This is a genomic window from Frateuria hangzhouensis (assembly GCF_026410505.1).
GTDB classification, from domain to species: Bacteria; Pseudomonadota; Gammaproteobacteria; order Xanthomonadales; family Rhodanobacteraceae; genus Frateuria_A; species Frateuria_A hangzhouensis.
Window position 1 is genome coordinate 115,093 of the sequence record NZ_JAPMIU010000007.1, and the last position, 24,874, is coordinate 139,966.

The 24,874-nt window shown below is 69.8% G+C and carries 22 protein-coding genes; 5 read left to right on the forward strand and 17 right to left on the reverse strand.

Annotation, left to right across the window (positions count from 1 at the left end):
- Positions 1-24 precede the first annotated feature (24 nt).
- The 8 genes from apaG to OSC30_RS09600 form a co-directional block, all read right to left on the reverse strand.
- The gene (gene apaG, locus OSC30_RS09565) at positions 25-408 is read right to left on the reverse strand and encodes a Co2+/Mg2+ efflux protein ApaG (RefSeq protein WP_267171613.1); all 384 of its coding nucleotides are present in this window, start codon (positions 406-408) and stop codon (positions 25-27) included.
- A gap of 47 nt (positions 409-455) precedes the next feature.
- A complete protein-coding gene (gene rsmA / locus OSC30_RS09570; protein ID WP_267171614.1) occupies positions 456-1,238 on the reverse strand; it encodes a 16S rRNA (adenine(1518)-N(6)/adenine(1519)-N(6))-dimethyltransferase RsmA in 783 nt (260 codons plus the stop codon).
- Between the two features lie 25 nt (positions 1,239-1,263).
- The gene (gene pdxA, locus OSC30_RS09575) at positions 1,264-2,256 is read right to left on the reverse strand and encodes a 4-hydroxythreonine-4-phosphate dehydrogenase PdxA (RefSeq protein WP_267171615.1); all 993 of its coding nucleotides are present in this window, start codon (positions 2,254-2,256) and stop codon (positions 1,264-1,266) included.
- A 7-nt stretch (positions 2,257-2,263) separates the two neighbouring features.
- Positions 2,264-3,616: a peptidylprolyl isomerase gene (locus tag OSC30_RS09580; protein WP_267171616.1), complete on the reverse strand. Its 1,353-nt coding sequence runs from the start codon at positions 3,614-3,616 to the stop codon at positions 2,264-2,266.
- Between the two features lie 119 nt (positions 3,617-3,735).
- The gene (locus tag OSC30_RS09585) at positions 3,736-6,180 is read right to left on the reverse strand and encodes an LPS-assembly protein LptD (protein ID WP_267171617.1); all 2,445 of its coding nucleotides are present in this window, start codon (positions 6,178-6,180) and stop codon (positions 3,736-3,738) included.
- A 106-nt stretch (positions 6,181-6,286) separates the two neighbouring features.
- On the reverse strand, positions 6,287-7,204 hold the full coding sequence (locus tag OSC30_RS09590; RefSeq protein WP_267171702.1) for a histone deacetylase family protein: 918 nt from the start codon (positions 7,202-7,204) through the stop codon (positions 6,287-6,289).
- A gap of 10 nt (positions 7,205-7,214) precedes the next feature.
- Positions 7,215-7,775 (reverse strand): cob(I)yrinic acid a,c-diamide adenosyltransferase, encoded by a 561-nt coding sequence (locus OSC30_RS09595; RefSeq protein WP_267171618.1) that lies wholly within the window; start codon positions 7,773-7,775, stop codon positions 7,215-7,217.
- On the reverse strand, positions 7,775-8,374 hold the full coding sequence (locus OSC30_RS09600; protein ID WP_267171619.1) for a hypothetical protein: 600 nt from the start codon (positions 8,372-8,374) through the stop codon (positions 7,775-7,777). The genes OSC30_RS09595 and OSC30_RS09600 overlap by 1 nt, the downstream gene beginning before the upstream one ends.
- Positions 8,375-8,495: 121 nt before the next feature.
- Between OSC30_RS09600 and ubiH the strand changes: the two genes are divergently transcribed.
- The 3 genes from ubiH (at position 8,496) to OSC30_RS09615 (ending at position 11,806) form a co-directional block, all read left to right on the forward strand.
- On the forward strand, positions 8,496-9,716 hold the full coding sequence (gene ubiH, locus OSC30_RS09605) for a 2-octaprenyl-6-methoxyphenyl hydroxylase (protein WP_267171620.1): 1,221 nt from the start codon (positions 8,496-8,498) through the stop codon (positions 9,714-9,716).
- Positions 9,713-10,951: a UbiH/UbiF/VisC/COQ6 family ubiquinone biosynthesis hydroxylase gene (locus OSC30_RS09610; RefSeq protein WP_267171621.1), complete on the forward strand. Its 1,239-nt coding sequence runs from the start codon at positions 9,713-9,715 to the stop codon at positions 10,949-10,951. The genes ubiH and OSC30_RS09610 overlap by 4 nt, the downstream gene beginning before the upstream one ends.
- Before the next feature lie 72 nt (positions 10,952-11,023).
- Complete coding sequence (locus OSC30_RS09615; RefSeq protein ID WP_267171622.1) at positions 11,024-11,806, forward strand: dienelactone hydrolase family protein; 783 nt, start codon at positions 11,024-11,026, stop codon at positions 11,804-11,806.
- A 114-nt stretch (positions 11,807-11,920) separates the two neighbouring features.
- Here OSC30_RS09615 and OSC30_RS09620 read toward each other — a convergent pair whose 3' ends face one another.
- Both OSC30_RS09620 and OSC30_RS09625 read right to left on the reverse strand, forming a co-directional pair.
- Positions 11,921-15,001, reverse strand: a complete 3,081-nt coding sequence (locus OSC30_RS09620) for a diguanylate cyclase (protein ID WP_267171623.1) — start codon at positions 14,999-15,001, stop codon at positions 11,921-11,923.
- Between the two features lie 82 nt (positions 15,002-15,083).
- The gene (locus tag OSC30_RS09625; protein WP_267171624.1) at positions 15,084-16,085 is read right to left on the reverse strand and encodes a polyprenyl synthetase family protein; all 1,002 of its coding nucleotides are present in this window, start codon (positions 16,083-16,085) and stop codon (positions 15,084-15,086) included.
- 135 nt (positions 16,086-16,220) lie between these two features.
- Between OSC30_RS09625 and OSC30_RS09630 the strand changes: the two genes are divergently transcribed.
- Complete coding sequence (locus tag OSC30_RS09630) at positions 16,221-17,420, forward strand: MFS transporter (RefSeq protein ID WP_267171625.1); 1,200 nt, start codon at positions 16,221-16,223, stop codon at positions 17,418-17,420.
- Positions 17,421-17,590: 170 nt separating this feature from the next.
- On the forward strand, positions 17,591-18,115 hold the full coding sequence (gene ssb / locus OSC30_RS09635) for a single-stranded DNA-binding protein (protein WP_267171626.1): 525 nt from the start codon (positions 17,591-17,593) through the stop codon (positions 18,113-18,115).
- A gap of 77 nt (positions 18,116-18,192) precedes the next feature.
- On the opposite strand, the gene ptsP is transcribed toward ssb, so the two are convergent.
- The 7 genes from ptsP to OSC30_RS09670 all read right to left on the reverse strand — a co-directional run bounded on the left by ptsP (position 18,193) and on the right by OSC30_RS09670 (position 24,846).
- Positions 18,193-19,941: a phosphoenolpyruvate--protein phosphotransferase gene (ptsP, locus tag OSC30_RS09640; RefSeq protein WP_267171627.1), complete on the reverse strand. Its 1,749-nt coding sequence runs from the start codon at positions 19,939-19,941 to the stop codon at positions 18,193-18,195.
- Between the two features lie 114 nt (positions 19,942-20,055).
- The gene (locus OSC30_RS09645; RefSeq protein ID WP_267171628.1) at positions 20,056-20,325 is read right to left on the reverse strand and encodes an HPr family phosphocarrier protein; all 270 of its coding nucleotides are present in this window, start codon (positions 20,323-20,325) and stop codon (positions 20,056-20,058) included.
- Positions 20,318-20,710 carry a PTS sugar transporter subunit IIA gene (locus tag OSC30_RS09650; protein WP_267171629.1) on the reverse strand — a complete coding sequence of 131 codons (393 nt, stop codon included), beginning with the start codon at positions 20,708-20,710 and terminating at the stop codon, positions 20,318-20,320. The genes OSC30_RS09645 and OSC30_RS09650 overlap by 8 nt, the downstream gene beginning before the upstream one ends.
- 163 nt (positions 20,711-20,873) lie before the next feature.
- Positions 20,874-21,791 carry an RNase adapter RapZ gene (rapZ, locus tag OSC30_RS09655; RefSeq protein WP_267171630.1) on the reverse strand — a complete coding sequence of 306 codons (918 nt, stop codon included), beginning with the start codon at positions 21,789-21,791 and terminating at the stop codon, positions 20,874-20,876.
- Positions 21,785-22,687, reverse strand: coding sequence for an HPr(Ser) kinase/phosphatase (gene hprK / locus OSC30_RS09660; protein ID WP_425474740.1), 903 nt, complete (start codon positions 22,685-22,687; stop codon positions 21,785-21,787). The genes rapZ and hprK overlap by 7 nt, the downstream gene beginning before the upstream one ends.
- Positions 22,688-22,962: 275 nt before the next feature.
- Positions 22,963-23,286 (reverse strand): ribosome hibernation-promoting factor, HPF/YfiA family, encoded by a 324-nt coding sequence (hpf, locus tag OSC30_RS09665; protein WP_267171632.1) that lies wholly within the window; start codon positions 23,284-23,286, stop codon positions 22,963-22,965.
- Positions 23,287-23,403: 117 nt separating this feature from the next.
- Positions 23,404-24,846, reverse strand: coding sequence for an RNA polymerase factor sigma-54 (locus tag OSC30_RS09670; protein WP_267171633.1), 1,443 nt, complete (start codon positions 24,844-24,846; stop codon positions 23,404-23,406).
- Positions 24,847-24,874: the final 28 nt, after the last annotated feature.

The following is a 24,874-nucleotide window of genomic DNA, read 5'->3' on the forward strand; positions in this document are numbered from 1 at the left end:
GCGAACCCCCGGTAGTGCGTGCCATCAGTGCAAGGTGCGCGGTATGGACAGCGTGAATGATGGGATCGGTGCGTCGAAGTGCGTGCCGTCGTCGGCCACCATCCGGTAGCTGCCGCGCATGGTACCGACCGGCGTGTCGAGCACGGCGCCGGAGCTGTATTGGTAGCGGTCGCCCGGGCGCATCCACGGCTGTTCGCCGACCACGCCGTCGCCGCGCACCTCTTCGACCTTGCCGTTGGCATCGGTGATCACCCAGTGGCGGGTGAGCAGGCGCGCCGGTACGTCGCCCGCGTTGCGCAGCGTCACGGTGTAGGCGAACACGTAGCGGTCGTCGTGGGGCTTGGACTGGTCGGGAACGAAACGGGTTTCGACCTGCACGTCGATCGTGTAGGAAGCTTTGGGATTCATCCGTCGATTGTACGGCCTGCGCCGGGCCGGCGCGTGTACGTCGCGGCTCAACCCGGAAGCTTGGCGAGCCTCACGAAATCCTGCGGGGAAAGCGTTTCGGCGCGGGTTTTCGGGTCGATCCCCGCGCTGGCGATCGCGTCGCTGCCGAGCAGGGTTTTCAGGCCGTTGGACAGGGTCTTGCGGCGTTGCGCGAAGGCTGCCTTGACGATCGCATGCACGCGCTGCGGATCGGCATCGTGGCGCTCGTGCGCAGCCAGCGGCACGAGCCGCACCACCGCCGAATCGACCTTCGGCGGCGGCCGGAACGCGCCCGGCGGCACGGTGAACAGCGGCTCGACCCGGCAGGCCAGCTGAAGCATCACCGACAGTCGTCCGTACACCTTGCTGCCCGGTTCGGCGGCCATGCGGTCGACGACTTCCTTCTGCAGCATGAAGTGCATGTCCTGGATCGCCGCGGCGTGGTCGACGCAATGGAACAGGATCGGGCTGGAGATGTAATAGGGCAGGTTGCCGGCCAGGCGCAGGCGCGCCGCGCCGAGGCGCTGCGCCAGCGCGGTGAAGTCCACCTTGAGCACGTCGGCATGGACGATCTCCAGGGCGCCGATCGCGGATGCGCGCGCCTGCAGGCCGGGAATCAGGTCGGTGTCCAGTTCGATGGCGGTAAGCCGACCGGCGGCGGCCAGCAGCGGCAACGTGAGGGCGCCTTCGCCGGGGCCGATCTCGACCACGCAGTCGTCCGGGCGCGGCGAAATCGCGCTGACGATGCGCTCGATGTAGCGCTTCTCGTGCAGGAAGTGCTGGCCGAAACTTTTCTTGGGGCGGGCGTTCATGGTGTTTCTCGAAGGCCTTGGCACTTCATGCCGGGGTGCTGCCTGAGCGATTGGCCAGATCCAGCGCCATGCGGGTCGCGGCCACCATGCTCGAAGGATCCGCACGGCCGGTGCCGGCCAGGTCCAGCGCAGTGCCGTGGTCGACCGAAGTGCGGATGAAGGGCAGGCCGAGGGTGAGGTTGACGGTGCGGTCGAACGCTTCGCTTTTCAGGACCGGCAGCGCCTGGTCATGGTACATCGCCAATACCGCGTCGTAGCGCGCGCGCTGCGCGGGCACGAAGGCGGTATCGGCCGGCAGCGGGCCGAGCAGTTGCATGCCCTGCGCGCGCAGCTTCGCAAGCAACGGTTCGATCACCTCCAGCTCCTCGCGACCCAGGTGGCCCGCCTCGCCCGCATGCGGGTTGAGGCCGAGCACGGCGATGCGCGGCGCCGCGAGCCCGAACTTGTCCTGCAGTTCGCGGTGCACGATGCGCAGGGTGCGTTCCAGGCCTGCGGCGGTGATCGCCGCGGGCACCGCGTGCAGCGGCAGGTGCGTGGTGGCCAGCGCGACGCGCAGTTCGGGGCTGGCCAGCATCATTACCACGTCGGCGTCCGCACGGGCGGCGAAGAATTCGGTGTGGCCGCTGAAGCGGATGCCGGCCTCGTTGATCGACGCCTTCTGCAAGGGTGCGGTGACTACCGCGGCATAGCGGCCGGCCAGGCAACCGTCGGCGGCCTCGGCCAGGGTGGTCAGTATGTGCGCGGCGTTGCGAGAGTCGGGCTGACCGGGGCGTTCCTGTACCGCGAGCGGCACGTGCCGCACGTGCAGCCGGCCGGGCGTGTGGGTATGTGGCAGGCCGTCATCGTCGAGCACTTCCAGTGCCACGCCGCAGCGGGCCGCCGCACGCTCCAGCAGGTCGCGATCGGTGATGGCGACGAGCCCGGCCGTCCAGGGCATGGTCGCCAGGCGCACCAGCAACTCGGGACCGACGCCGGCCGGTTCGCCGGCGGTAAGGGCCAGTCGCGGCAGCGCGCTCAAGGCAAACTCAGGTCTTGTCCCGGGCTTCCGGATCCTTCAGGGCCGGAACCAGGATGTTGACGTAGGCATCGGAGCGCAGCTGGCGCAGGAAATCCTCGTAGGCCTGCTCGGCCTTGCGGTTGCCGATCGCCTGACGCGCCTGGTTGCGCTCGGCCTCCTCGGTCACGTCGCTCTTGCGCGTGCCTTCCAACTGCAGGATGTGCCAGCCGGCCTCGCTCTGGAACGGCGCCGACACTTCGCCATCCTTGAGCTGGCTCAACTGCTGGGCGATGGTGGCGCCCCACTGGTCGCGCTGGAACCAGCCCATGTCGCCACCGGCGTTGGCGGTGGTGGGGTCCTTGGAGTTCTCCTTCGCCAGCTTGGCGAAGTCTTCGTGCTTGTCGACGATGCGCTTGTACAGGTCCTGCGCCTTCTGGTGCGCCTGTTCCGGCGTGATCAGTTCGCTCGGGCGGATCAGGATCTGGCGGGCATGGTATTCGGTGACCACCTGGCGGCTGGGCGCGCGCTGGTCGACCAGTTTGATGATGTGGAAGCCGGTCGGCCCGCGCAGCGCGGAGCTGACCTGGCCGGGTTTCATGGCGGCGACGGTGTCGGCGAAGGCCGGCGGGATCTCGTCCATCTTGCGCCAGCCCAGGTCGCCGCCATCAAGCGCGTCCTGGGCGTCGGAATATCGGATTGCCGCTGCCGTGAAATCCATGCCGCCCTTGATCGCGTCGAGCGCCTGCTGCGCCTTGGCTCCGGCCGCATGGATGTCGTCCGCGCTGGCGCCGGCGGGAATCGAGATCTGGATGTGGGCCAGGTGCACCTCGCCGGCCTTGTAGGTCGGACTGGCGAGCAGGTTGTTGATCTCGCTGTCGGTGATGGTCACCGAGTCGCGGACCACATTCTGGTGGAGGCGCTGGACCATCAGCTGGTCGGCCAACTGGTCGCGGAAGGCGCCGAAACTCTGGCCGCTCTGCTCGACCGCCTGTTGCAGCTGGGCGGGGCTCATGCGGTTCTGCTGCGCGACCGTCGCGACCGCCTGATCGACCTCGTCGTTGGACACGCGCACGCCCTGTTCGCCCGCCTTGGACACCTGCAGTTTCATCAGCACCAGCCGGTCGAGCACCTGCCGATCGAGCACGTCGTCGGGCGGCAACTGGCCGGGGCTGTTGGCGTACTGCTGCTTGATCGAGCGCACGGCGTCGTCCAGCTCGCTTTGCAGGATGACGTTTTCGTCGACCACGGCGACGATGCGGTCGATCGGCTGGGTGCCGGAAACCGTGTCGTTCGCCTGTGCCTGGGGCAGGAGCTGGGCCTGCGCCGGCAGGGCCATGGCCGCGGTGAGCGCGAAGAGGAGCAGCGCGGAAAGGTGCTTCATCGGTCGGGAGCCTTCGATCGCCGGCAGGCGATGGTTGGAGGGACGATTATCTGAAGGCCGGTTCGGACCGGCCGAGAACCGTGGATCGCAACGGCGCCGGAAAGTTCGCGGCCAGGCCGTTACTGATAGCCAAGAATACCACGCCGCAACACGTCCTCGGTCTTGCCGTTGAAGGCGCCCAGGCCCTTGAAAACCAGCTCGAACATCAGTGCGTTGTCACTCTCGCCGCGTTCGGAAACCGGTCCGCGGGTGACCACGTAATGGCGCCCGACCACGCGCACGGCGACGCAGCAGCTGTCGTACTCCACGCCCGCCAGTGCCTCGACGGTGCGTTTGTCGCGTACCGAATAGACCCAGCGGCCGAGCAAGCGCCAGCGTTCTGAGATCGGGTAGATGGCGGAGGCGTCGTATTGCTCGACCAGGTTCCGGCGGAAGCGATAGGAGAAGTTGAAGATGCCATCGACGCCGATGCGTCGCTGCAATCCCAGCGTGCCCAGGTTGGTCTTGCGGCTGTTCGGGCTCCACTGGTAGGCGCTGTTGAGCCGCCAGCGATCGTTCAATTGCACGGCCAGCTGGGCGACGTAATCCGAGCGCGTCCAGTCGGTGGCCGCGGCGCTGCTGACCGCGCCGTTGGGCAGTTGCACCCGTTGCGGGGCAAAGTAATGGATCTGCCCGATGCTGGCCGACAGTCGCTCGACGCCTTCGTCGTCCAGCAACCGCGTGGTGACGGCCGCGGTGAGGTTGTTGGCGTTCATCTGGCGGTCGGCGCCCGCGAACTGGTTGGCCGAGAACAGCTGCCAGTAGTCGAACGACATCCGCCGGGAGTCGAACACCGGCAGGTCGTCCTGGTCGCGGTAGGGCACGTACAGGTAGTACAGCCGCGGTTCGAGCGTCTGCGTGTAGGACGACCCGAACAGCGAGGTCTGGCGGTCGAAGATCAGCCCGGTGTCGAGGCTGGCGATCGGCAACGCCCGGCTGGGCGTGCGGTCCTCGAAGGGCGAGGCCTGGGTGCCGGTGAGCAGGCCGCGGTAGCCGTAGCTGGCGTAATTGCTGTCCAGCTGGTAGGCGGTGTAGCGGTAGGCCAGCTTCGGGCGCACGAACCAGGCCGCGCCGCGGAAGTCGGCGGATAGGTACGGATACAGGTCGAGGCGGTCGCCTTCGATGCGCTCGTCCTTGCGGAAGGCGGTGGCCTCGGCGTCGGCGCCGAATTCGAGCCAGCGGTTGACCGGAATGTCCAACCCCAGCCGGGCACTGGGCCAGCGCTTGTACTGCACCACGGTGTCAGGCAGGAAGGGGTCCACGTTCTGGTAGCTGCTGGCGCCGAAAGAGGCGTTCCACCAATCCCCATGGCCGCGCACATAGGCGCTGGATGTGAGCGTGCCTACCGCGGTGGTGTAGAGGTCGTTGCCGAAGTCGCGCAGGTAGCTGCGGTCGGAGGCGCGGTTGATGGAGGTGCCGAACGACCATGGTCCCCACAGGTGGGTGGAGTCGCGGTACTTCAGCAACCAGCGATCGGTGCCCCGGGTCGGCTGGCTTTCGGAGGTGTTGCCGCCGCGGTCGTCGGACAGGTACTCGATGTTGAGCTGGCCGCGCGTGCCCGGCACCAGGTAGCGGAACTCGCTCGCCAGCAGGGCGCCGCGCTGGCTGTAGATGCGCGGCTCAAGCGTGGCATCGTAATTCGGCGCCAGGTTCAGGTAGTACGGAATGGCGAACATCGTACCCGAGCGGCTCGAGCTGCCGAAGGCCGGGTAGAGGAAACCGCTCTTGCGGCGATCGTCGAGCGGAAAAGTGAAGTAGGGCAGGTACAGGAACGGCACGTCCGCGAACCGCATGGTCGCGCCGTGCGCGGTACCCACGCCGGTGTCCTTGTCCATTTTCAGGTTCTTGGCGCGCACTTCCCACAGGTGGTGGCCCACGTCGCAGGTGGAATAGGTCACCAGGCTGTAGCGGCTGTGCTGGGCGTCAAGCAGTTCGCCACGCGCGGCGGTGCCGTTGCCGCGCGACTGCAGCAACTGGTAGCGCACGTTCTCGGCGATGCCGTGGTTGGCCTGGTTGTTGCCGCGCAGGCGGTCGGCGCTGAGCAACTGGCCGGCTTCCTGGTAGCGCACGTGACCCTGCGCGTCGTAGTCGGTGGTGGCGTCGTTGTAGTCGATGCGGTCGGCGCGCAGCAGCTGGTCGGCGCGCTCGATGCGCACGTTGCCGGAAAGCCGGTAGACCGCCTGGTCCGAGCTGTCCACGTGGCTGGCGTCGACCACCGTGTCGGACGTTTCGCGCTGCGCGGGGTCGTGCGGCAGCGTCGGGTCGTAGAAGTCCAGCAGGGCGTTGGGGCGGCACAGCACGAAATTGTCCGGGCGCGGCGGGCAGCGGAACGCACCGAGCGGGCAACTCGATGCGTCGGCGCCGCGGTCGACCGGCGTGGCCATGGTGGTCTCCTCGGGCGATTCCACCTGGCCGGACGCGGCGATGCGGGCATGCACCGGCCCGCCGGACAGGGCGAGGGCGGCGGCGACCGCAAGCAGGCGGCGTGGTGGCAGGTCGCGCAGGGTCGTCGGGCTCGGCGTCACGGAGGGGATGTCGGCGTTCGTCAGGACGCGTAAAACTAGCAGAAAGGCTGCCTGCCCGGCAGGAAACCGGCCGTGCCCTCGCCCGGGGAGGGCACGGCGGACGCGCTCAATCCATCAGCGCGGCGGCGTGCGCGGCAGCGCTGGCAGCCAGGGCCTGGAGGTCGTAGCCACCTTCCAGAGTCGACACGATGCGGCCGCCCGCATGGGCGCGCGCGACCTCGACAAGGCGCGTGGTGAGCCAGGCGTAATCGTCCGCATCCAGGCGCCACTGCGCCAGCGGATCGGCGCGGTGGCCGTCGAAGCCGGCGGAGACCAGCAGCAGTTGCGGCCGGAAGGCGTCCAGGCGCGGCAGCAGGCGATCTTCCCAGGCCTGCCGGAACGCCGCCGGGCCGGTGCCCGACGGCAACGGCGCGTTGACCAGGTTGCCCGCGCCGGTTTCCTCCACGCCACCGCTGCCCGGATACAGCGGCGACTGGTGGCTGGAGGCGAACAGCACGCGCGGCTCGCCGGCGAAGATGTCCTGCGTGCCGTTGCCGTGATGCACGTCGAAATCGGCAATCGCCATGCGCTCCAGCCCGTGTTCGGCCAGTGCGTGCGCCGCGCCCACGGCGACATTGTTGAACAGGCAGAAGCCCATCGCGCGCGTGCCGGTGGCATGGTGGCCGGGCGGACGTACCGCGCAGAACGCGCGGCTGGCGTTGCTGCTCAGCACCGCATCGACCGCCGCCGTAACGGCCCCCGCGGCACGCAACGCGGCCTCGGCGGAAGCCGGCGACATCAGGGTGTCTTCGTCCAGCCGCCGCAGGCCATCGGCCGGGGCGCTGGAGAGAATGCGCGCCACGTACGCCGGATCATGCACGCGCTCGAGTGCCTTGACGCTGGCGCGCGACGCTTCGATCCGGTCCAGTGCGGCGAAGCGGTCGCGGTCGAGCGCGGCCAGTACGGCATGCAGCCGCGCGGGCGATTCGGGGTGGCCGGGGCCGGGATCGTGCTGCAGGCATGCCGCGTGGGTGTAGAGCCGCAGCATGCCGGATTCAGCTCCGCGGACGGCGCTCGTGCTGCCAGATCACCTCGCCATGGCCGCCGGCGCGCGCGAGCACGCGGCAGATCACGAACAACAGGTCCGACAGCCGGTTGAGATAGCGCTGCGGCTGCGGCCGCACCGTTTCGGCACGGGCCAGCGCGATCACCCCGCGTTCGGCGCGACGGCACACCGTGCGCGCGAGGTGGCAACTGGCCGCGGCCATGCCGCCGCCGGGCAGGATGAAGTCCTTCAGCGGGGGCAGCGGTTCGTTGAAGCCGTCGAGTACCGTCTCCAGTCGCGCGATGTCGGCGTCCTGGATCATCGCCATGCCGGGGATGCACAGCTCCCCGCCAAGGTCGAACAGCTCGTGCTGCACCTGCGTCAGTGCCTCGCGCACCTCCGCCGGAACATCGTCGCAGGCGAGCACCATGCCGATCGTGCTGTTGAGTTCGTCGACCGTGCCGTAGGCGGCCACGCGGGCCGAATCCTTCGGCACCCGCGAACCGTCGCCCAGCCCGGTGCTGCCGTCGTCGCCGGTTCGCGTGTAGATCTTCGACAGGCGGTTGCCCATCAGTGCGTCTGGCCGGCGTGTGCGAGCGCGCGGGTGAGTTGGGCTACCAGCACGTGCAGCACCGCGCCCAGGCCGACGTACAGCGCGGTCACCTGCAGGAACGGCAGGTACCAGTCGCCCATGTTCTCGAACCAGGCGGCCAGGCTGCGCGGCGCCGGCACGCTGTCGCTCAGCCAGTAGAAGCTGCCGTTGGAGACCACGAAGCAGACCGCCTCGCTGGCCAGCAGCGCGGCCACGGCCAGGCCGGCGGTGGAAAGTTTCAGGCCGGCCTGGCGGCGGGCCAGCCAGCTGCCGCCCAGCCACAGCGCGCCATAGGCGGCGGCCAGGAACCAGTACGCCGGCGAGACGCAGTAATGGCTCCAGAAATTCAGGCCCTGGCCGGAGATCACCAGATAATCGACCAGCACCGCCTCGGCCATCAGCAGCGGGAACGCCCAGCGGCCGGCGCCGCTCAGCCAGAAACCGGCCAGGAAGAACACGCCCCAGGACGCATCCGGGAACGCCTCGAAATGGTGGATGTGCACCGCACCGCGGGTAAGGCCCATCACCAGGGCGAGTGCCAGGAAGATGCCGAGGCGCTGGGTCTGAGTCATAGCCATGAAGGTGCTCCGTATGCAGGCGGCGAGAGTGGAAAGAGCGTGACAAAAAAACGGACGGCTAGTTTAGCCCAAGCCCGACCGGGCCATGCGACGCCTGCGTGTTCAGCCGTATCATCCGCCCATGACTGCTTCTTCCCCTTCCCGCGGGCCCGTGCTGATCGTCGGTGGCGGCCTGGTCGGCGCCAGCCTGGCGATCGCGCTGGATGCGGCCGGCGTCGACGCGATGCTGGTCGAGGCGGCCGCGCCGCGCACCGACGCACAACCGAGCTACGACGAGCGCAACCTGGCGCTGGCCCGCGCCACCGTCAACGGCCTGGACGCGATCGGCGTCTGGACGCACGCGCGCCGCGACGCCACGCCGATCGAGCACATCCACGTCAGCCGCGCCGGCGAATTCGGCAGCGTGCGACTTCAGGCGAGCGACGCCGGCGTCGACGCACTGGGCTGGACGCTGCCGGCACGCGAACTGGGCGGCGCGCTGCTGCGCCGGCTGGGCGAGTGCAGCCGGCTCGAGCGGCTCGCGCCAGCGACGCTGGAGGCCCTCGAACCGCTGACCGATGGCTGGCGTGCGCAGGTGCGCACCGCCGAAGGGGTGCGTCACGTCGATACGCCGCTGCTGGTAGGTGCCGACGGTACCGGCTCGTTCGTGCGCGATCGCCTGGGTATCGCCGCGGAAACGCACGACTACGGCCAGACCCTGTTCGTTTCCACCGTGACGCCCGAACGCGACCACGCCCATCGCGCTTTCGAACGCTTCAGCGACGAAGGCCCGGTCGCGCTGTTGCCTCTGGCTGGGCGTCGCTGCGGCCTGGTACTCACCGTGCCGGGCACGCAGGCGGGCGCGGTGGCGGCGATGGACGATGCCGATTACCTGGCGCTGGCGCAGCGCCGCTTTGGCTGGCGGCTGGGCCGGCTGGGCCGCCCGGGCAAGCGGTTTCCCTATGCGATCCAGCGCGTCGCCGCCGAACGCCTCACCGCACCGCGCGCGGTGCTGGTAGGCAACGCGGCGCAGACCGTGCACCCGATCGGCGCACAGGGCTTCAATCTGGGCCTGCGCGATGCACTGACCCTGGCCGAGCTGGTGGCCGGCTCGACCGACCCCGGCCACGCCTCATTGCTCGCCAGCTATGCCGCGCGCCGCGCGCCCGATCGCGAAGGCACCATGTCCATGAGCCACGGCCTGGTGCGGCTGGCCTGCCTGCCGCAGCCATTGCTGGGGCCGTTGCGTTCGCTGGCCCTGCTCGCCTGCGACCGCGTACCGCCGCTGAAGGACGCGCTGCTCCGCCGCGGCATGGGGTTCCGCGGCGAGCCGCCGCACGCGGTGCTGGAGCGCACGCCGTGAGCGCGGCCCGTCCGGCATCGCGCCTCCGCGGGTCGCTGCTCGACGTCGCGGTGGTCGGCGGCGGGATGGTCGGCGCCGCCGCGGCACTGGCATTGGCTCGCGCGGGCTTTTCCACCGCGCTGCTGGAAGCCCGTCCACCGGCCCCCTGGCGGGCCGAAGACGAGGTCGACCTGCGCGTGGTCGGCCTGGCGCCCTCGTCGGTTGCCTTGCTTGACAGTCTGGACGTCTGGGCGTCCATCCGCGAACGTCGCGCCGCATCCTACGCGCGCATGCACGTCTGGGACGCACGCAGCGGCGCGGCCATCGAATTCGACGCCACCGCCGAAGGCCGCGCCTGGCTTGGCTGGATTGCCGAGAACAGCCTGGTGCAGTGGACGCTGTGGCAGGCACTGGAGGCCGCCGGCGTACAACGCCACTGCCCGGCACAAGTGACCGGCTTCCAGGCCCACGCCGACCGCATCACCCTCGATCTGGCGGGTGATGGGCTTTCGAATCCCGAATCCCGAATCCCGAATCCCGGCCTTTCAGCCCGCCTGTTGGTCGCCGCCGACGGCGCCGGCTCGCCGTTGCGCCAACTCGCCGGCCTGGAAACGCATGGGCACGACTACGGCCAGCGCGGCGTGGTCGCGCACGTGGCCACCGAGCGGCCGCACCAGCACACCGCATGGCAGCGTTTCCTGCCCGGCGGCCCGCTGGCGTTGCTGCCGCTGGCCGATGGACGCAGCTCGATCGTGTGGTCGCTGCCCGAGGCCGAGGCACAGCGCGTGCTTGCGCTGGACGATGCGGCGTTCTGCGCCGAACTCGGCGTGGCCAGCGATTTCCGGCTGGGACCGGTGCTCTCGACCACCCGCCGCGCCGCGTTCCCGCTCAAGCTGCAACTGGCCGACCGCTACCAGGCCGAGCGCCTGGTGCTGCTGGGCGACGCGGCGCACGCGGTGCACCCGCTGGCCGGCCAGGGCGTCAACTTGGGCCTGCGCGACGTGGCCGAGCTGCGCGACACGCTGGTGGCCGCGCGCGCGGCCGGTCGCGACATCGCCGCGCCGCACGTGTTGCGCCGCTATGCGCGTCGCCGCCACAGTGCCGACACGCTGGATGCCCGTGGCTTCGATGCGCTGGCGCGCATCTACGCCTGGCAGGCGCCACCGCTGGTGGCCGCGCGCGCACTGGGCGTGAGGCTGGTCGACCGCCTGGCGCCGCTCAAGCGCCGGCTTGCCGCGCACGCCGCCGGGCGCTGATACGCAACTGCGGGCCGGATGCCCGTGGAATCCGGCGCGGAGCGCCAGCCCAACCTAACCGGAGCCGCTGCCATGCGTCGCATCCTGTTCGCCTTGCTTTTGCTCTCCCTGGCCTTCGCCGCCTCGGCGAAGATGGTGCACCGCGCGGTGGAATGGACCGACGGCGGTACCCGTTTCCACAGCGTGCTGGTCTACGACGACGCGGCTGCCGGCAAGCGTCCCGGCCTGGTCATGGTGCCCAACTGGTATGGCGTGAATGACCAGGCGATCAGCAAGGCCGAAATGATCGCCGGCAAGAAGTACGTGATCCTGCTGACCGACATGTACGGCCGGGACGTGCGTCCGAGCAGCGACGAGCAGGCCAGGGCGGCGGTCCAGCCGCTTTACGCCGATCGCGCGCTGATGCGCCGGCGCGTGAACACGGCACTGGCACAACTGAAGGCGCAGGCAGGTAGCGCGCCGCTGGATACCGGCGAGCTCGGCGCGATCGGCTTCTGTTTCGGTGGTTCGGCCGTGCTGGACCTGGCACGCAGCGGGGCCGACGTGGCCGCCGTGGTGTCCTTCCACGGCGGGCTGGCCGCGGGCCAGCCGGCGCTGCCGGACAATTTCAAGGCGCGCGTGCTGGCGCTGAACGGCGCCGACGACAAGGGCACCATGCCGGATGCGGATGCGTTCATGGACGAGATGCGCGCCAGCGATGCCGACTGGCAGTTCGTGGTGCTCGGCAACGCGGTGCACTGCTTCACCGAGATGGGTGAGAACTCGTCGGGTTGCAAGTACGACGCCCGCGCCGCCGCACGCAGCTATCGCATGATGCACGACTGGCTGGACGCGGCTTTCGCCAACCGGTCGTAATCGCGCCAGTCGCCGTATGCAGCAGAGTGGGCTTCAGCCGGCCGGCCGTGTTGTGCGGAGCGGTGGAAGAAGTCCGCCCCGCGGCGTCCGGCGCAGCGTCTGCGAGCGCCGTGCCTACGGTGCGGCGGCGACGCGGTTGCGGCCGCTGCGCTTGGCCCGGTAGAGCGCAGCGTCGGCGCGCGCGACCAGTTCGTGCGTGCGTTCGCCCGCCTCCAGTTGCGCGACGCCGATACTGGTAGTCAATGGAAGCGGTGCCCCGGCCCACTCCAGCGCCGCCGTTTCGATGGCCAGCCGCATCGCCTCGGCACGCGGCAGCGCCGCGGCCAGGTCGGTCGCCGGAAGCACCGCCATCAGCTCCTCGCCGCCATAGCGGCCAAGCCTGTCCGCGCCCGTGCACAGTGCCGCCACGCGCGCGGCGGCAGCCTGCAGCGCGGCATCGCCGGCCTGGTGCCCGTGGGTGTCATTGAGTGCCTTGAAGGCATCCAGGTCGAGCATCAGGATCGATAGCGGCGTGCCGTCGCTCAGGGCCCGTTCGCGCGCCAGCTCCACCTGGTGCATCAGTTCGCGGCGGTTGAGCAGGCCGGTCAGCTCGTCGATACCGGCCAGGCGGTTGAGGCGCTCGTTGGCTTCCTGCAACTCGCGCGTGCGTTCCTGCACCAGTCGCGCGAGGCGGTTGGCGCGGGCGAGCAGATAGCGCGTGCGCAGGCGTACCAGCAGGTAGACCAACGCGACACCGCACAGGGCCAGCGCCAGGCGCACCCAGCCGCGCTCATACCAGCGTCCGCGCACTTCGATCGGGATCACGCTCTGCACCGTGCGGGCATGCAGGCCGGGGATGGCCGCCTGCAGCCACAATCGGTAGCTGCCGCCGGGGAGGTTGGTGAACGCGGCGGCCGGCGGCACGCCGGCATCGAGTCCGGTCCACTGCGCGTCGAAGCCATCCAGGCGATAGCGGTAGCGCACGTCGGCGCTGGCGGTGTAGTCGAGCAAGGCGAAGTCCAGCCGCAGCGCGTGCACGCCATCCAGGCGCAGTGGCCGCTGCGCGGTCGGCAGCGCGGCGTAGGGCAGCGGGATGCCGTCGCGTCGGGCCTCGGTCACCGCCAGTGGCGCATCGGGCTGGCGCGGGCGCGCCTGCGGCGCCGGGTCGATCGCGGTGAGGCCGCCGAGGCCGCCGAACAGCAGTTCGCCGGAAGGCCCCAGCGTGGCGGTGCGGTGGTTGTAGAAGCGCGCGGCGAGGCCGTCGCGTTCGCCCAGGCTGCGGATGCGCCCGCGCCCGGGCTCGTAGACGGCCAGCCCGCTGGCGGTGGCGATCCACAACCGGCCCTGGCGGTCGGCCAGCACGCTGGCGACGTTGTCGCTGCCCAGGCCGTCGCTGCCGCGCAGCACTTCGAAGCGGTAGCCGCGGGGGCCGGGCGGCGCGGCCGGGGTGGAGGCAAGCCCGCCGTAGGTGCCGATCCAGATGCGCCCGTGCGCCGTGACGATCGAGCCGGTGTAGTTCTGCGGCAGGCTCTCCGGATCGCCGTCGATGTGCACGAGGTTGTCGAAGCCGTGCGCGCCTGGACGCAGGATGCTGATGCCGCCGCTGGTGGCGATCCACACGCTGCCGTCGGGCAGCGGGGCGATGTTGCGCACCTGGTTGTCGACCAGGCTGCGCGGGTCGCCGGGCGCGTGCAGGTCATGCGTGACCTGCCCGTCGCGGTCGATCCGGTAGAGGCCGTTGTAGGTGCCCACCAGCAATGCATCGCGCCAGCGCGCCAGCGCCAGGATCGGCCGAGTGTCGAGGTCGGCGATCGGCCACGGACGGACCGCCAGCGACACCGGATCGATCGTGACCAGCCCGCGCGCGCCGGCCACGATGCGTCCGTCGGCGAGCGTGGCGATCGCGCGCACGTCCTGGTCCTGCTGCGCGCCGCCCAGGGTCAGCCGGCGGATGCGCCCGCTGCGGGGATCGACCGCGGCGATGCGGCCGCGATTGAAGCCAAGCCAGACCACGCCATCGTGGCCGGTGTGCACGCTGCGCACGTTCTCGTCGAAGCCCGCTTCGGACTGGCCGGACAGCGCCAGGCCGTCCAGCGTATGCACGATGGTCGGGCGCGTGTCGCAGCGCGAGGCGTCGATCTCGGTGGCTGCCCACAACCCGTCGGAGCGGTCCAGGAACAGCGCGCGCACGATGTTGCCGCCTGGCGAACCGGGACGCGCGTTGTCGTGCCGCAGGGTGTTCAGTGCGCCGCTGGCCGGGTCGTACACGGCGATGCCCACACCATCGGTGGCGATCCACATCCGCCCGTCGGCGGTGGCCAGGATGTCGCGGATGGTGCGGTGCTGGATCGCCGGCGCGTCGCCGTCCAGCCCGGCCGGCACGTGCGCCTGGCCGCGCGGGCCGATCACCGCCACGCCGCGGGTGCCACTGCCGACCCACAGGTTGCCGGCCGGGTCCTCGCGCAATGCCCAGATGTCCGCGGCCAGCACGCGCCGCGCCGGCGTGTCGCCGGTGTCGAAGCGGACGAATCGTGCGGCGCCGGCGCGGCGCAGGTACAGGCCCTGGCCGCTACCGACCCACAGGTTGCCGCGGTGGTCCTGTCGTACCGAGAACACGGGCACGCCGGGCGGGGGCAGCCCGGCATCCGGTGGCGAGCGCTCGATGGTGTGCAGGTCCGCGCGCAGATGGCTGAGCCCGTTCTGGTTGCCAATCCAGAAGCCGCCCGCGACGTCCGGCGCAAGCGCCAGGATGCGCGGGCCGGTGCCATGCGCGGGCGATGCGTCGTAGACGTCGAAACGGTTGCCATGCGGATCGAACCGCGCCAGCCCGCCGGAGGACGTGCCGACGATCAGGCTGCCGTCGGCGGCCGTCTGCAGCACGCGGATGTAGTTGTCCGGCGGCCCGCTGTTGTCCCCCGTCTGGCGGAACACCTGCACGCGGTAGCCGTCGTAGCGCACCAGGCCGCCGAAGGTGCCGATCCACATCAGGCCCTTCGAGTCCTGCGCGAAGGCGGTCGTGGTGGCGTGTGGCAGGCCATCACGCACGGTCAGATGCTGGAAGGCGGGGCTGTCCCAGCGCGCCCAGCCGGACGGTGGGGGCGGTGCCGTGGCGGCGCGAAGGGCGCAGGGCGCCAGCAGGACCAGCATCAGCAGCGCGGTGGCCAGGATACTTCGGCTGCGGTGGTGCGGCTGTGGCTTGGTCGGACGGCGAGCCATAGGGATCAGCGGCAATCGGGTAAAGACGCCGCGCCCTGTGGCGGACGTGTCGCGGCGGCCGGTGGCACGCCGCGCATGCGCCTTAAGCGCGGCGCTCGACCGCGTAGGCGGCCAGCGCATCGAGCGCCTCGCGATAGGGCGAGGCGGGCAGGGCGGCCAGCGCGGCGCGTGCGGCGTCGGCGTGCGCCACCGCGCGCTCGTGCGTGCGCTCCAGTGCGCCGCTGCGGCGGATCGTGGCGAGTACGCGGTCCAGTGCGCTGAGGTCGCCGTGCTCGATCGCCTGGCGCATCGCCTGCGTTTCCTCGGCGGTCGCGTGCTTGAGCGCGTAGATCACCGGCAAGGTCGGCTTGCCCTCGGCCAGATCGTCGCCGACGTTCTTGCCCAGGGTGTCGGCGTCGCTGGTGTAGTCGAGCAGGTCGTCGGCGATCTGGAAGGCGTAGCCCAGCTCCATGCCATAGCGGCGCAGCGCGGCGACGCGGTCGGCCGGCAGGCCGCCCAACAGGCCGCCCAGTTCGGTGGCGGCGGCGAACAACACCGCGGTCTTGCGTTCGATCACCGCCAGGTACGCGGCCTCGTCCACGTCGGCATTGCCGATGTTGAGCAGTTGAAGCACCTCGCCCTCGGCGATGGTGTTGGTGGTGTCGGCGAGGATGCGCATCACCCGCATGTCGTCCAGCTCCACCATCAACTGGAACGAGCGCGAGTAGAGGAAGTCGCCCACCAGCACGCTGGCGGCGTTGCCCCACAGGGCATTGGCGGTCTTGCGCCCGCGGCGCAGGTCGGACTCGTCGACCACGTCGTCGTGCAGCAGCGTGGAGGTATGGATGAACTCGATCACCGCGGCCAGCTTGATGTGCTGCGCGCCCGCGTAGCCGGCGGCGCCGGCGGCCAGCACGTGGAGCATGGGGCGCAGTCGCTTGCCGCCGCCGGCGATGATGTGGTCGGCGATCTGGTTGATCAGCACCACGTCGGATGCCAGCCGCGCGCGGATCAGCGCGTCGACGCGCTGCATGTCGGCGGCGGCCAGTTCGCGCACGGCGGCGAAGTCGGCGGTTCGGCTGGCGTCGGCGGGCATCGGTTGCATGGCTGTCCGGGGAGGGCAAGACGGGCGATTATAGGGCCACCGCTTGGCCGAGCGGCGGCGCGACATGGCGCCGCAAGTGAGTCCGTGAGGCGCTACGTATAATGCGCCCATGCCTTTCCGCCCCCCGCCGTCCCGGTGAGCAAGCTCTCGCCCCTCGAGCGCCGCAGTGCGCTGACCCTGGCTTGCGTGATCAGCCTGCGCCTGTTCGGGCTGTTCCTGATCATGCCGGTGTTCTCCCTTTACGCCAAACAGATGCCCGATGCCACCGGCCTGCTGATCGGCCTGGCGCTGGGTGTGTACGGGCTGGGCCAGGTATTGCTGCAGATTCCGCTGGGGCTGCTGTCCGACCGGGTCGGGCGCAAGCCGGCGATCACCATCGGCCTGTTGATCTTCGCGGTCGGCGGGCTGGTGGCGGCGCTGTCGCACACGCTGGTGGGCATCGTGCTCGGCCGCGCACTGCAGGGCATGGGCGCGGTGGCCGGCGCCGGCACCGCGCTGGCGGCCGACCTGACCCGCGAGGAGCAGCGCGGCAAGGTGATGGGGATCATCGGCGTCTCGATCGGCGTGGCGTTCCTGCTGGCGCTGATCCTGGGACCGCCGCTGGAAGCGGTCGCCGGCCTGCCCGGATTGTTCGGCGCCACCTCGCTGCTGGCGCTGGCGTCGCTGGTGCTGCTATGGCTGATCGTGCCCACGCCCGAGCGGGCACGGGCGCCCGCCGCGGCGAACCTGGGCGGGGTCCTGGCGATGCTGCGGGACCGCCGGCTGATGGTACTCAACGGGTCGGTGTTTTTCCTGCACCTGCTGCTGACCGCCAGTTTCGTGGGGCTGCCGCTGCTGCTGGTCGAGCGGCTGCACCTGCCGGTGGAACGGCACTGGGAGCTGTACCTGCCGGTGATGACGATCGCCGCCCTGGTGATGGGGGCCTCAATGCATCGCATGAAGGAGATCGGCCAGAGCCTGCGCATCGCGCTGGTGTGCGTGGCGGCGATCGGGCTGGCGCTGCTGGGATTTGCGCAGTCCGGTGGCCACCTGGCCTGGCTGGGCGTGTCGGCGGCAGCATTCTTTTCGGCCTTCAACCTGCTGGAGGCGGCGCTGCCGAGCCTGGTCTCGCGGCTGGCGCCGGCGCACCTGCGCGGCGCGGCGATGGGGGCCTACTCGACCAGCCAGTTCATCGGCGCCTTCGTCGGCGGCGCCATCGGTGGCATCGCACTGGGCCGGCTGGGGGTCAGCGGCGTGTTCCTGTGCGCGGCTGCCGCCACGCTGCTGTGGCTGCCGCTGGTCGCGTTCGGCGCCAGGCGCATCGCCGCGCTCGATGCCGCCGGGCAGGTCGCCTGACGCCCCGGCGCTGGCCGATTCGCTCAACGCGGCGCGGCGAAGTCTCACAGCGGCCCGCGTGCGCGGCGGGATCGGGCAGCTATGATAGGGGTCGAGCCGCCGGCCCCGCGCCGGCGAACCCATGACAAGGCGGGCGCCCGCGCCGGCCGCCAGCACAGCGAGGAATTCCCATGGCACGCGGCATCAACAAGGTCATCATCGTCGGCAACCTGGGCGCGGACCCGGAAGTCCGCTACACCAGCGGTGGCACCCCGGTGTGCAGCCTCAGCGTGGCCACGTCCGAGCAATGGACCGACAAGCAGTCCGGCGAAAAGCAGGAACGCACCGAGTGGCACCGCGTGAAGATGTTCGGCAAGCTCGCCGAGATCGCCGGCGAATACCTGAAGAAGGGCCGCCAGGTCTACATCGAAGGTTCGCTGCGCACCGACAAGTACACCGACAAGGCCGGCGTGGAGAAGTACTCCACCGACATCATCGCCAACGACATGCAGATGCTCGGCGGCATGGGTGAAGGCGGCGGCGGTGGCGGCGGTGGCGGCTACCGCGAGCGTCCGCAGGGCGGTGGCCAGCGCCAGGGCGGCTACGGTGGTGGCCAGTCGCGCGGCGGCAACGATTACGGCAACGCCCCGCGCCAGAACGCACCAGCGCCGGCCGAGAGCGGCGGCAGCTTCGATGACGACGATATTCCGTTCTAAAGGTCACGTCGGCGCAGATGAAAAGGCCCGCAGCGATGCGGGCCTTTTTCGTCCTGCAACCCCTCGCCAGCAGGTACCTACGAGGGGTCCGTGGCCTGTTCGGCCAGTTGCGCCAGCAGCGCCTCGACGTCCTCGTGGGTGTGGGCGCGGATCAGCCGCGGGGCGTGGCGACGCAGCGTGGCGTGGTCGAGCGTGGCCAGGCGGTCGCGCACGTGCAGGATCTGGCTGGGGTGCATGCTGTATTCGCACAGGCCCAAAGCCAGCAGCAGGGCGGTGAAGTTGACGTCGCCGCCGATTTCGCCGCACAGGCTCACCGGCTTGTTCGCGCGGCGTCCGGCGGCGATGACGTAGGCGATCAGGCGCAGCAGTGCCGGCTGCAGCGGGTTGTAGATGTTTTCCAGGCCGTCGTTGCCGCGGTCGGCGGCAAGCACGTACTGCGCGAGGTCGTTGGTGCCAATGGCCAGGAAGTCGGCGTGTTCCAGCAGCGCACGCACGTTGAGCGCGGCGGCGGGGACTTCGACCATGGCGCCCAGCGGCAGCTTTTCCGGCAGGTCCACGTTCTCGTGCTGCAGGTCCTCGCGGGCCAGCTTGAACAGCGTGCGCACGGCGATCAGCTCGTCCGGCTGGGTGACCATCGGCACCAGCACGCGCACCGGGCCGTAGCAGGCGGCGCGCAGGATGGCGCGGATCTGGGTGGTGAATACCGCCGGGTAGCGCAGCGACAGGCGCACGCCGCGCACGCCCAGCGCCGGGTTGTCCTCGCCGCGCAGGGCCAGGCCGGCGGCGTCGGCCTTGTCCGCGCCCAGGTCCAGCGTGCGGATGGTCACCGGCAGGCCGCCCATGCCCAGCACCAGGTCGCGGTAGGCATTGAACTGCTCGTCCTCGGAGGGCAGCCCCTTGTGCTTGAGGAACAGGAATTCGGTGCGGTACAGGCCCACGCCGTCGGCACCGCGGGCGCGCGCAAGCGCTATGTCGGTGGAGGTCTCGGCGTTGGCGAAAAGCCTGACCGGCACGCCGTCGCGGGTGCGCGTGGGCGCGTTGGCGAGCTTGGCCAGCCGCCGGCCTTCGGCGGCTGCCTCGCGCTGCCAGGCGCGGTAGCGCGCCAGGTCCTGCGCGGTGGGATGGACGATGGTCTCGCCGCGCTCGGCATCGAGCAGGATCAGGTCGTCGTCGTGGATGGTGGCCAGCGCATCGCGCGCGCCGACCAGCATCGGCAGGTCCAGGCTGCGTGCCAGAATCGCGCTATGCGAGTAGGCGCTGCCCGAACTTGCCACCACGCCCAGCAAACCGTTGCCGACCAGGTGTGCCATGTCCGCCGGCGCGATGGTATCGGCGACCAGGATCTCGCCCACGCGCGCGGCGAGCTTGCGCTCCTCGCGGCTGGTCTGGCGCTGTAGCGCCGAGATCACCCGGTTGATGACCTGGTCGACGTCCTCGCGGCGGCTGCGCAGATAGGGGTCGTCCATGGCCTCGAACACCTTGGCCAGACGGTCGCGCTGCTTCTTCAGCGCCACGCCGGCGCGGTAGTGGCCGATGCGGATCAGGTCGTCCAGCCCGCGCAGCAGCTCCTTGTCGTCCAGCAGCAAGCTGTGCGCGTCGATGAATTCGTTGACCTCGCGTGCCAGCGCGCCATGCAGGCGGCCGCGCAGTTCATGCAGTTCCAGCCGCGCGGTGTCGAGCGCGCGGTGGAGGTTGTCCAGCTCACCCTCGATCTCGTCCTCGGCCAGCGGCCGCGTATCGACGAGATAGCGGCTTGGCTGCACCAGCCGCGCGCGTCCCAGGGCCATGCCCCTGGATGCGGCGGTACCGGGCAGCAGCTCTCTCATGGGGTGGCTCGGTGGGCAATGGGATTCGGCAAAGCGGACGGCGGCAACGCCTGCCGGCACCCGCGGCGCACGGCGTCTGCACATCCGGGATCACGAATGCCGGATCCCGTCATCTCACGCGCCCTCATCGAACTTGCGCTCGAACAGCGCCACGACGGCGGCGATGGCCTCGGCCTCGTCGATACCTTCGGCGCGGACGGTGAGCGGGGTGCCCATGCCGGCCGAGAGCATCATCACGCCCATGATGCTCTGCGCGTTGACCTCGCGGCCCCTGCTGACAAGCCACACCGTGGATTTCAGCCCTTGCACCAATTGCACCAGCTTGGCCGAGGCGCGCGCGTGCAGGCCGAGTTTGTTGGAGACCACCAGGTCTTGTTCAAGCATGATCGATGAAGATTCCCCCGCGGCCGCCATGGGCGGCCACCTGTGCAAGTTCGTCCAGCGGCTTCTCGGCGTAGTTGAGCACGCGCAGCAGCATGGGAAGGTTGAGCCCGGACACACAACGCAACCGTACCCCCAGCGCCGTAAGCGACAGGCCGATGTTGCAGGGCGTGGCGCCGTACAGGTCGGCCAGCACCAGCACGCCGTCGCCCTGGTCCAGTTCGCGTGCGTGGTGCGCGGTGAGCGTGCGCATCACGTCGGGGTCGGCGTGCGCCGGCACCTCCACCGCCTCGACCTTGAGCGGCAGCTTGGGCATGACGTGGTGCGCGGCGGAGATCAGTGCCTTGCCGACGGCCTCGTGGGTCATCAGGAGTACGCCGACGCTCATGGGTAGAACCCGGCCGGTTGGGCGGCAACCGTCGCGGCGCCCTTCTGCAGGAACGCACCTGTGCGCAACCGGAATGCGACGGCGCGCCGGGACGCCTGCGCAAAGCCGGCGTGGCGGTCGCGCACAGGTGCGCTTTTGCCGGTGCGTGGGGATGCGGGCGTGTTCATTCGAGCTCGCGGTGGAAGGTCAGCACGCCTTCGCGCTTGGCGCGGAAGTGCCGGGACAGCCGCTCGACCAGGTACACCGAGCGGTGCCGGCCGCCGGTGCAGCCGACCGAGATGGTGACGTAGCTGCGGTCGTCCTGCTCGAAGCGCGGCAGCCAGGCATCCAGCCAGCGCGCGGTGTCGGCGAAGTACTCGCTGACCATCGGGTCGGCCTCGAGGAAATCGCGCACGGGCGCGTCCTTGCCCGAAAGCGGGCGCAGCTTGGGCTGCCAGTGCGGATTGGGCAGGCAACGCGCGTCGAACACGAAATCCGAGTCCAGCGGCAGCCCGCGACGGAAGGCGAAGGACTGGAACATCAGCGTCAGTCCCTCGGTGGCCGCCGCATAGCCGGTGGCGATCATCCGGCGCAGCTGGTGCACGTTGAGGTCGCTCGAATCGATCACCTTCTCGGCGATGCCGACCAGCGGGCGCAGCAGGCGGCGTTCCTCGGCGATGGCGTCGGCCAGCGACACCCCGCGGCGTGCCAGCGGATGGCGGCGGCGGGTCTCGGAGAAGCGCTTGATCAGCACGTCGTCGCGGCAGTCGATGAACACCAGGTGCACGTGTACGCCAGCGTCGGCCAGTTCCGAGAGCACCAGCGGCATGTGCTCGAAATCCTCGCCGCGGTTGCGCACGTCCACGCCCACGGCGATGCGACGGCGGCGGCCGCCGCCGTCCTGGCGCACCGATTGCACGAGCTGCGGCAGCAGCCCGCTGGGCAGGTTGTCGACGCAATAGAACTCCAGGTCCTCCAGCGCGCGCAGCGCAACGGTCTTGCCGCCGCCGGACATGCCCGTGAGCACCACCAGGTGCACCGCGTTCGGGTCGGGCTGGTCGTGGGGAAGGGTCGGGTCGTTGGTGCTCACTGGGTTCACCATGGCGGAAGCCGGCGCATCTGGTGCGCCTGGCGGTCGATAAAGGTCTGTGCGGGATCGATGCCCTTGCTCTTGAGCATATGGTGCCGCACCGCCGCCTCCACCAGTACCGCCAGGTTGCGGCCGGGGGCCACCGGGATGGTGATCATCGGCACCGCCACTTCCAGGATCTCGCGGTGGCTGGTATCGCCGGTCAGGCGCGTCGCCGCGTCGATGTCCTCGCCCTCGCGCAGCGGCTTCAGGTGCACCACCAGGCGCAGGTACTTGGAATGCTTCACGGCGGTGTGGCCGAACATCTCGCGTACGTTGAGCACGCCCAGGCCACGCACCTCAAGCAGGTCCTGCAGCAGTTCGGGGCAGGTGCCGTCGATCACGTCCGGCGCAATCAGGGTGAATTCGGTGGCATCGTCGGCAACCAGGCGATGGCCGCGGCTGATCAGTTCCAGTGCCAGTTCGCTCTTGCCGGAACCGGACTCGCCGGTAATCAGCACACCGATGGAAAACACCTCCAGGAACACGCCGTGCAGGGTGAGCCGCGGCGCCAGCATGCGCGCCAGGTGGTATTGCATCCAGGTCAGCAGTTCATGGCCGCGCTTGGCGCTGATCCACAGCGGCGTGTGGGTTTCCTCGGCCACTTCGCGCAGGTCCGAAGGGATGGTCTGGTCCTTGGTCACGATCAGCGCCACCGGCTGGTAGGCGGCGATCTTGTGCATCGCCTCCCAGCGCTGGCGCGAGTCCAGACCGTCCAGCCAGTTGAGCTCCTCGGTACCGATGATCTGCACCTTGTTGGGGTAGATCACGTTCAGGTAGCCGATCAGCGACGGGCGGCGCGTGGCGGTGGCGCCGGGCTCGATCACGCGCCCTTCGCCACGCATGCCCGACACCCAGCGCAACCCCATGCGTTCGTGGACGCCGTCGAAAAGTTGTCGTGCGGTGAGACGTTCCAAAACCAGCTTCCTGCGAGCGTGCGACAGCGGCATTGTGCCAGCTATGCGGCCGGGGGCGGGCGGCGGCGGCTGGAGGCGGTGTCGCAGGGCCGCCGCCGTCCGCCCGGGCGCGAGCCTTTGGTTCTTTCCCTCGGTAGGTGCGGGGTCGGGGGACCGATGAGCACCTCCCGGCGCGAACAAAAAAAGACCCGCCACCAGGGCGGGTCTCGGTTGCTCCTGTACCACCGTCAGCCGAATTGCCGGGCGTCGCGTGCTTCCTGCGGGTGCTTGTCGGTCACCTTCTCCCGGTGGCGGCGAAGCTGCGCCGCCAGCTTGTCGAACACCATGTCGATGGAGGCATACATGTCGGCCCCGCACGCTGCCGCGTGCAGGGCGGCGCCATTGGTGGTGAGGGTCGCATCCGCACAGTGCTGCAGTTTGTCCAGCGACAGCACCATGCTCAGGCCGGTGCATTTCTCATCGAGGCGGGTCAGGCGATCGAGCCGGGACGTGGCATGCGCACGCAGGGCGGGGGTGACTTCGATCTGCTGGCCGGTGAGTTGGAACTGCATGGTTCGCCTCCTCTGGTACAGGCCGCCGGGGGCGGCGGGTTCGGCGTGCCCCTCTGCTGGCGGCACGTCGGTCTTTCCTTCCTATGGGAGCGTTCTTGCCGGTTCCAAGTCCCCCGTTCAGCCAGCGCGCTGGCGCTCGCTGGAACTAGGGATGCGCAAGGCTTCGCGATACTTGGCAACCGTCCGGCGTGCGACCTGGATGCCCTTGCCGTTGAGTTCCTCGGCCAGGGCCTGGTCGGACAGCGGCTTGCGTGAGTCCTCCGCGTCGATGAGCTTCTTGATCATGGCCTGGATGGCGGTGGCCGAGGCGCCGCCACCGTCCTCGGTGGAAACGCCGCTGGAGAAGAAGTATTTGAGCTCGAAGGTACCGCGCGGCGTGTGAATGTATTTGCGCGTGGTCACGCGCGAGATGGTCGACTCGTGCATGCCGACCTCTTCGGCTACCTCGCGCAGCACCAGCGGATGCATCGCTTCGGGGCCGTAGTCGAGGAAGGCGCTCTGCCGGCGCACGATGGCATCGGCCACCTTCAGCAGCGTCTCGGCGCGCGATTCGAGGCTCTTGATCAACCAGCGCGCCTCCTGCAGCTGGCCGCGCATCCAGCTGGCGTCCTCGCCGCGCGCCTGCGCGATCAGGCTGCAGTAGTGCTGGTTCAGGCCCAGTCGCGGCTGGCAGTCGGGATTGAGGCTGACCCTCCAGCGGCTGCCTTCCTTGAAGGCATAGACGTCCGGGGCGACGTATTCGACCGGCGTGGCGTCGAGCCCTGCGCCCGGGCGCGGGTCGAGGCTGCGGATCAGCAGTGCGGCGGCGGCGACATCCTCTTCACCGGCGCGCAGCTTGCGCGCCAGCTTGGCGATGTCGTTGCGGGCCAGCAACTCCAGCTCGCCGCTGACGATCTGCATGGCCAGCTCGCGCTGCGGCGTGGCGGCGTCGAACTGCTCGAGCTGCACGCGCAGGCAATCGCGCAGGTCGAGGCTGGCGATGCCGGTGGGATCGAAGCGCTGCAACTGCCGTCGCACCGCTTCGATTTCCTCGATGCTGGCATCCAGGTCGGCCGGCAGCGCGGCCAGTACGCCCTCGATGCCTTCGGCCAGGTAGCCGTCGGCGTTGAGTGCGTCGATGATGATGGTGGCGATGAGCCGCTGGCGGGCGCCCAGCGGAGTCAGGTTCAACTGCCACAGCAGGTGTTCCTGCAACGTTTCGGGCGCGGCGTTCTGCGGCTCGAAATCCTCCTCGCCGCGACTGCCCGGGCCGCCGGCGCTGCCGCTGAGCGAGAAGTCGATCGGGGTTTCGACGGGCGTGTCGGCCTCGGCCCAGTCGGCGCCGTCGTCGACGTCGCGTTCGGCCGTGGATGCTTCGGCGGGGGCCGCGGCGAAACCGTCTTCCTCGGCTTCGTCCGCGAGGGTCTCCTCTTCGAACTCGAGCAGCGGATTGCCTTCGGCGATCTGCCGCAATTCCACTTCCAGTTCCAGCTGCGAGAGCTGCAACAGCCGGATCGCCTGCTGCAACTGCGGCGTCAGGGTCAGCTGTTGATTGAGTCGGAACTGGAGCCCGGGTTTCATGCCAGCCGTGGGGAGGGAGTCTGCGGTC

Bases quoted from the DNA above. Each gene is read 5' to 3' on its own strand.
- apaG (WP_267171613.1), bottom strand. From the start codon at position 408: ATGAATCCCAAAGCTTCCTACACGATCGACGTGCAGGTCGAAACCCGT.
- OSC30_RS09595 (WP_267171618.1), bottom strand. From the start codon at position 7,775: ATGGGCAACCGCCTGTCGAAGATCTACACGCGAACCGGCGACGACGGC.
- OSC30_RS09615 (WP_267171622.1), top strand. From the start codon at position 11,024: ATGCGTCGCATCCTGTTCGCCTTGCTTTTGCTCTCCCTGGCCTTCGCC.
- ubiH (WP_267171620.1), top strand. From the start codon at position 8,496: ATGACTGCTTCTTCCCCTTCCCGCGGGCCCGTGCTGATCGTCGGTGGC.
- hprK (WP_425474740.1), bottom strand. From the start codon at position 22,687: ATGGGGTTGCGCTGGGTGTCGGGCATGCGTGGCGAAGGGCGCGTGATC.
- OSC30_RS09645 (WP_267171628.1), bottom strand. From the start codon at position 20,325: ATGCTTGAACAAGACCTGGTGGTCTCCAACAAACTCGGCCTGCACGCG.
- ptsP (WP_267171627.1), bottom strand. From the start codon at position 19,941: ATGAGAGAGCTGCTGCCCGGTACCGCCGCATCCAGGGGCATGGCCCTG.
- OSC30_RS09620 (WP_267171623.1), bottom strand. From the start codon at position 15,001: ATGGCTCGCCGTCCGACCAAGCCACAGCCGCACCACCGCAGCCGAAGT.
- rapZ (WP_267171630.1), bottom strand. From the start codon at position 21,791: ATGGTGAACCCAGTGAGCACCAACGACCCGACCCTTCCCCACGACCAG.
- OSC30_RS09625 (WP_267171624.1), bottom strand. From the start codon at position 16,085: ATGCAACCGATGCCCGCCGACGCCAGCCGAACCGCCGACTTCGCCGCC.
- OSC30_RS09670 (WP_267171633.1), bottom strand. From the start codon at position 24,846: ATGAAACCCGGGCTCCAGTTCCGACTCAATCAACAGCTGACCCTGACG.
- OSC30_RS09650 (WP_267171629.1), bottom strand. From the start codon at position 20,710: ATGAGCGTCGGCGTACTCCTGATGACCCACGAGGCCGTCGGCAAGGCA.
- rsmA (WP_267171614.1), bottom strand. From the start codon at position 1,238: ATGAACGCCCGCCCCAAGAAAAGTTTCGGCCAGCACTTCCTGCACGAG.
- hpf (WP_267171632.1), bottom strand. From the start codon at position 23,286: ATGCAGTTCCAACTCACCGGCCAGCAGATCGAAGTCACCCCCGCCCTG.
- OSC30_RS09580 (WP_267171616.1), bottom strand. From the start codon at position 3,616: ATGAAGCACCTTTCCGCGCTGCTCCTCTTCGCGCTCACCGCGGCCATG.
- OSC30_RS09600 (WP_267171619.1), bottom strand. From the start codon at position 8,374: ATGGCTATGACTCAGACCCAGCGCCTCGGCATCTTCCTGGCACTCGCC.
- ssb (WP_267171626.1), top strand. From the start codon at position 17,591: ATGGCACGCGGCATCAACAAGGTCATCATCGTCGGCAACCTGGGCGCG.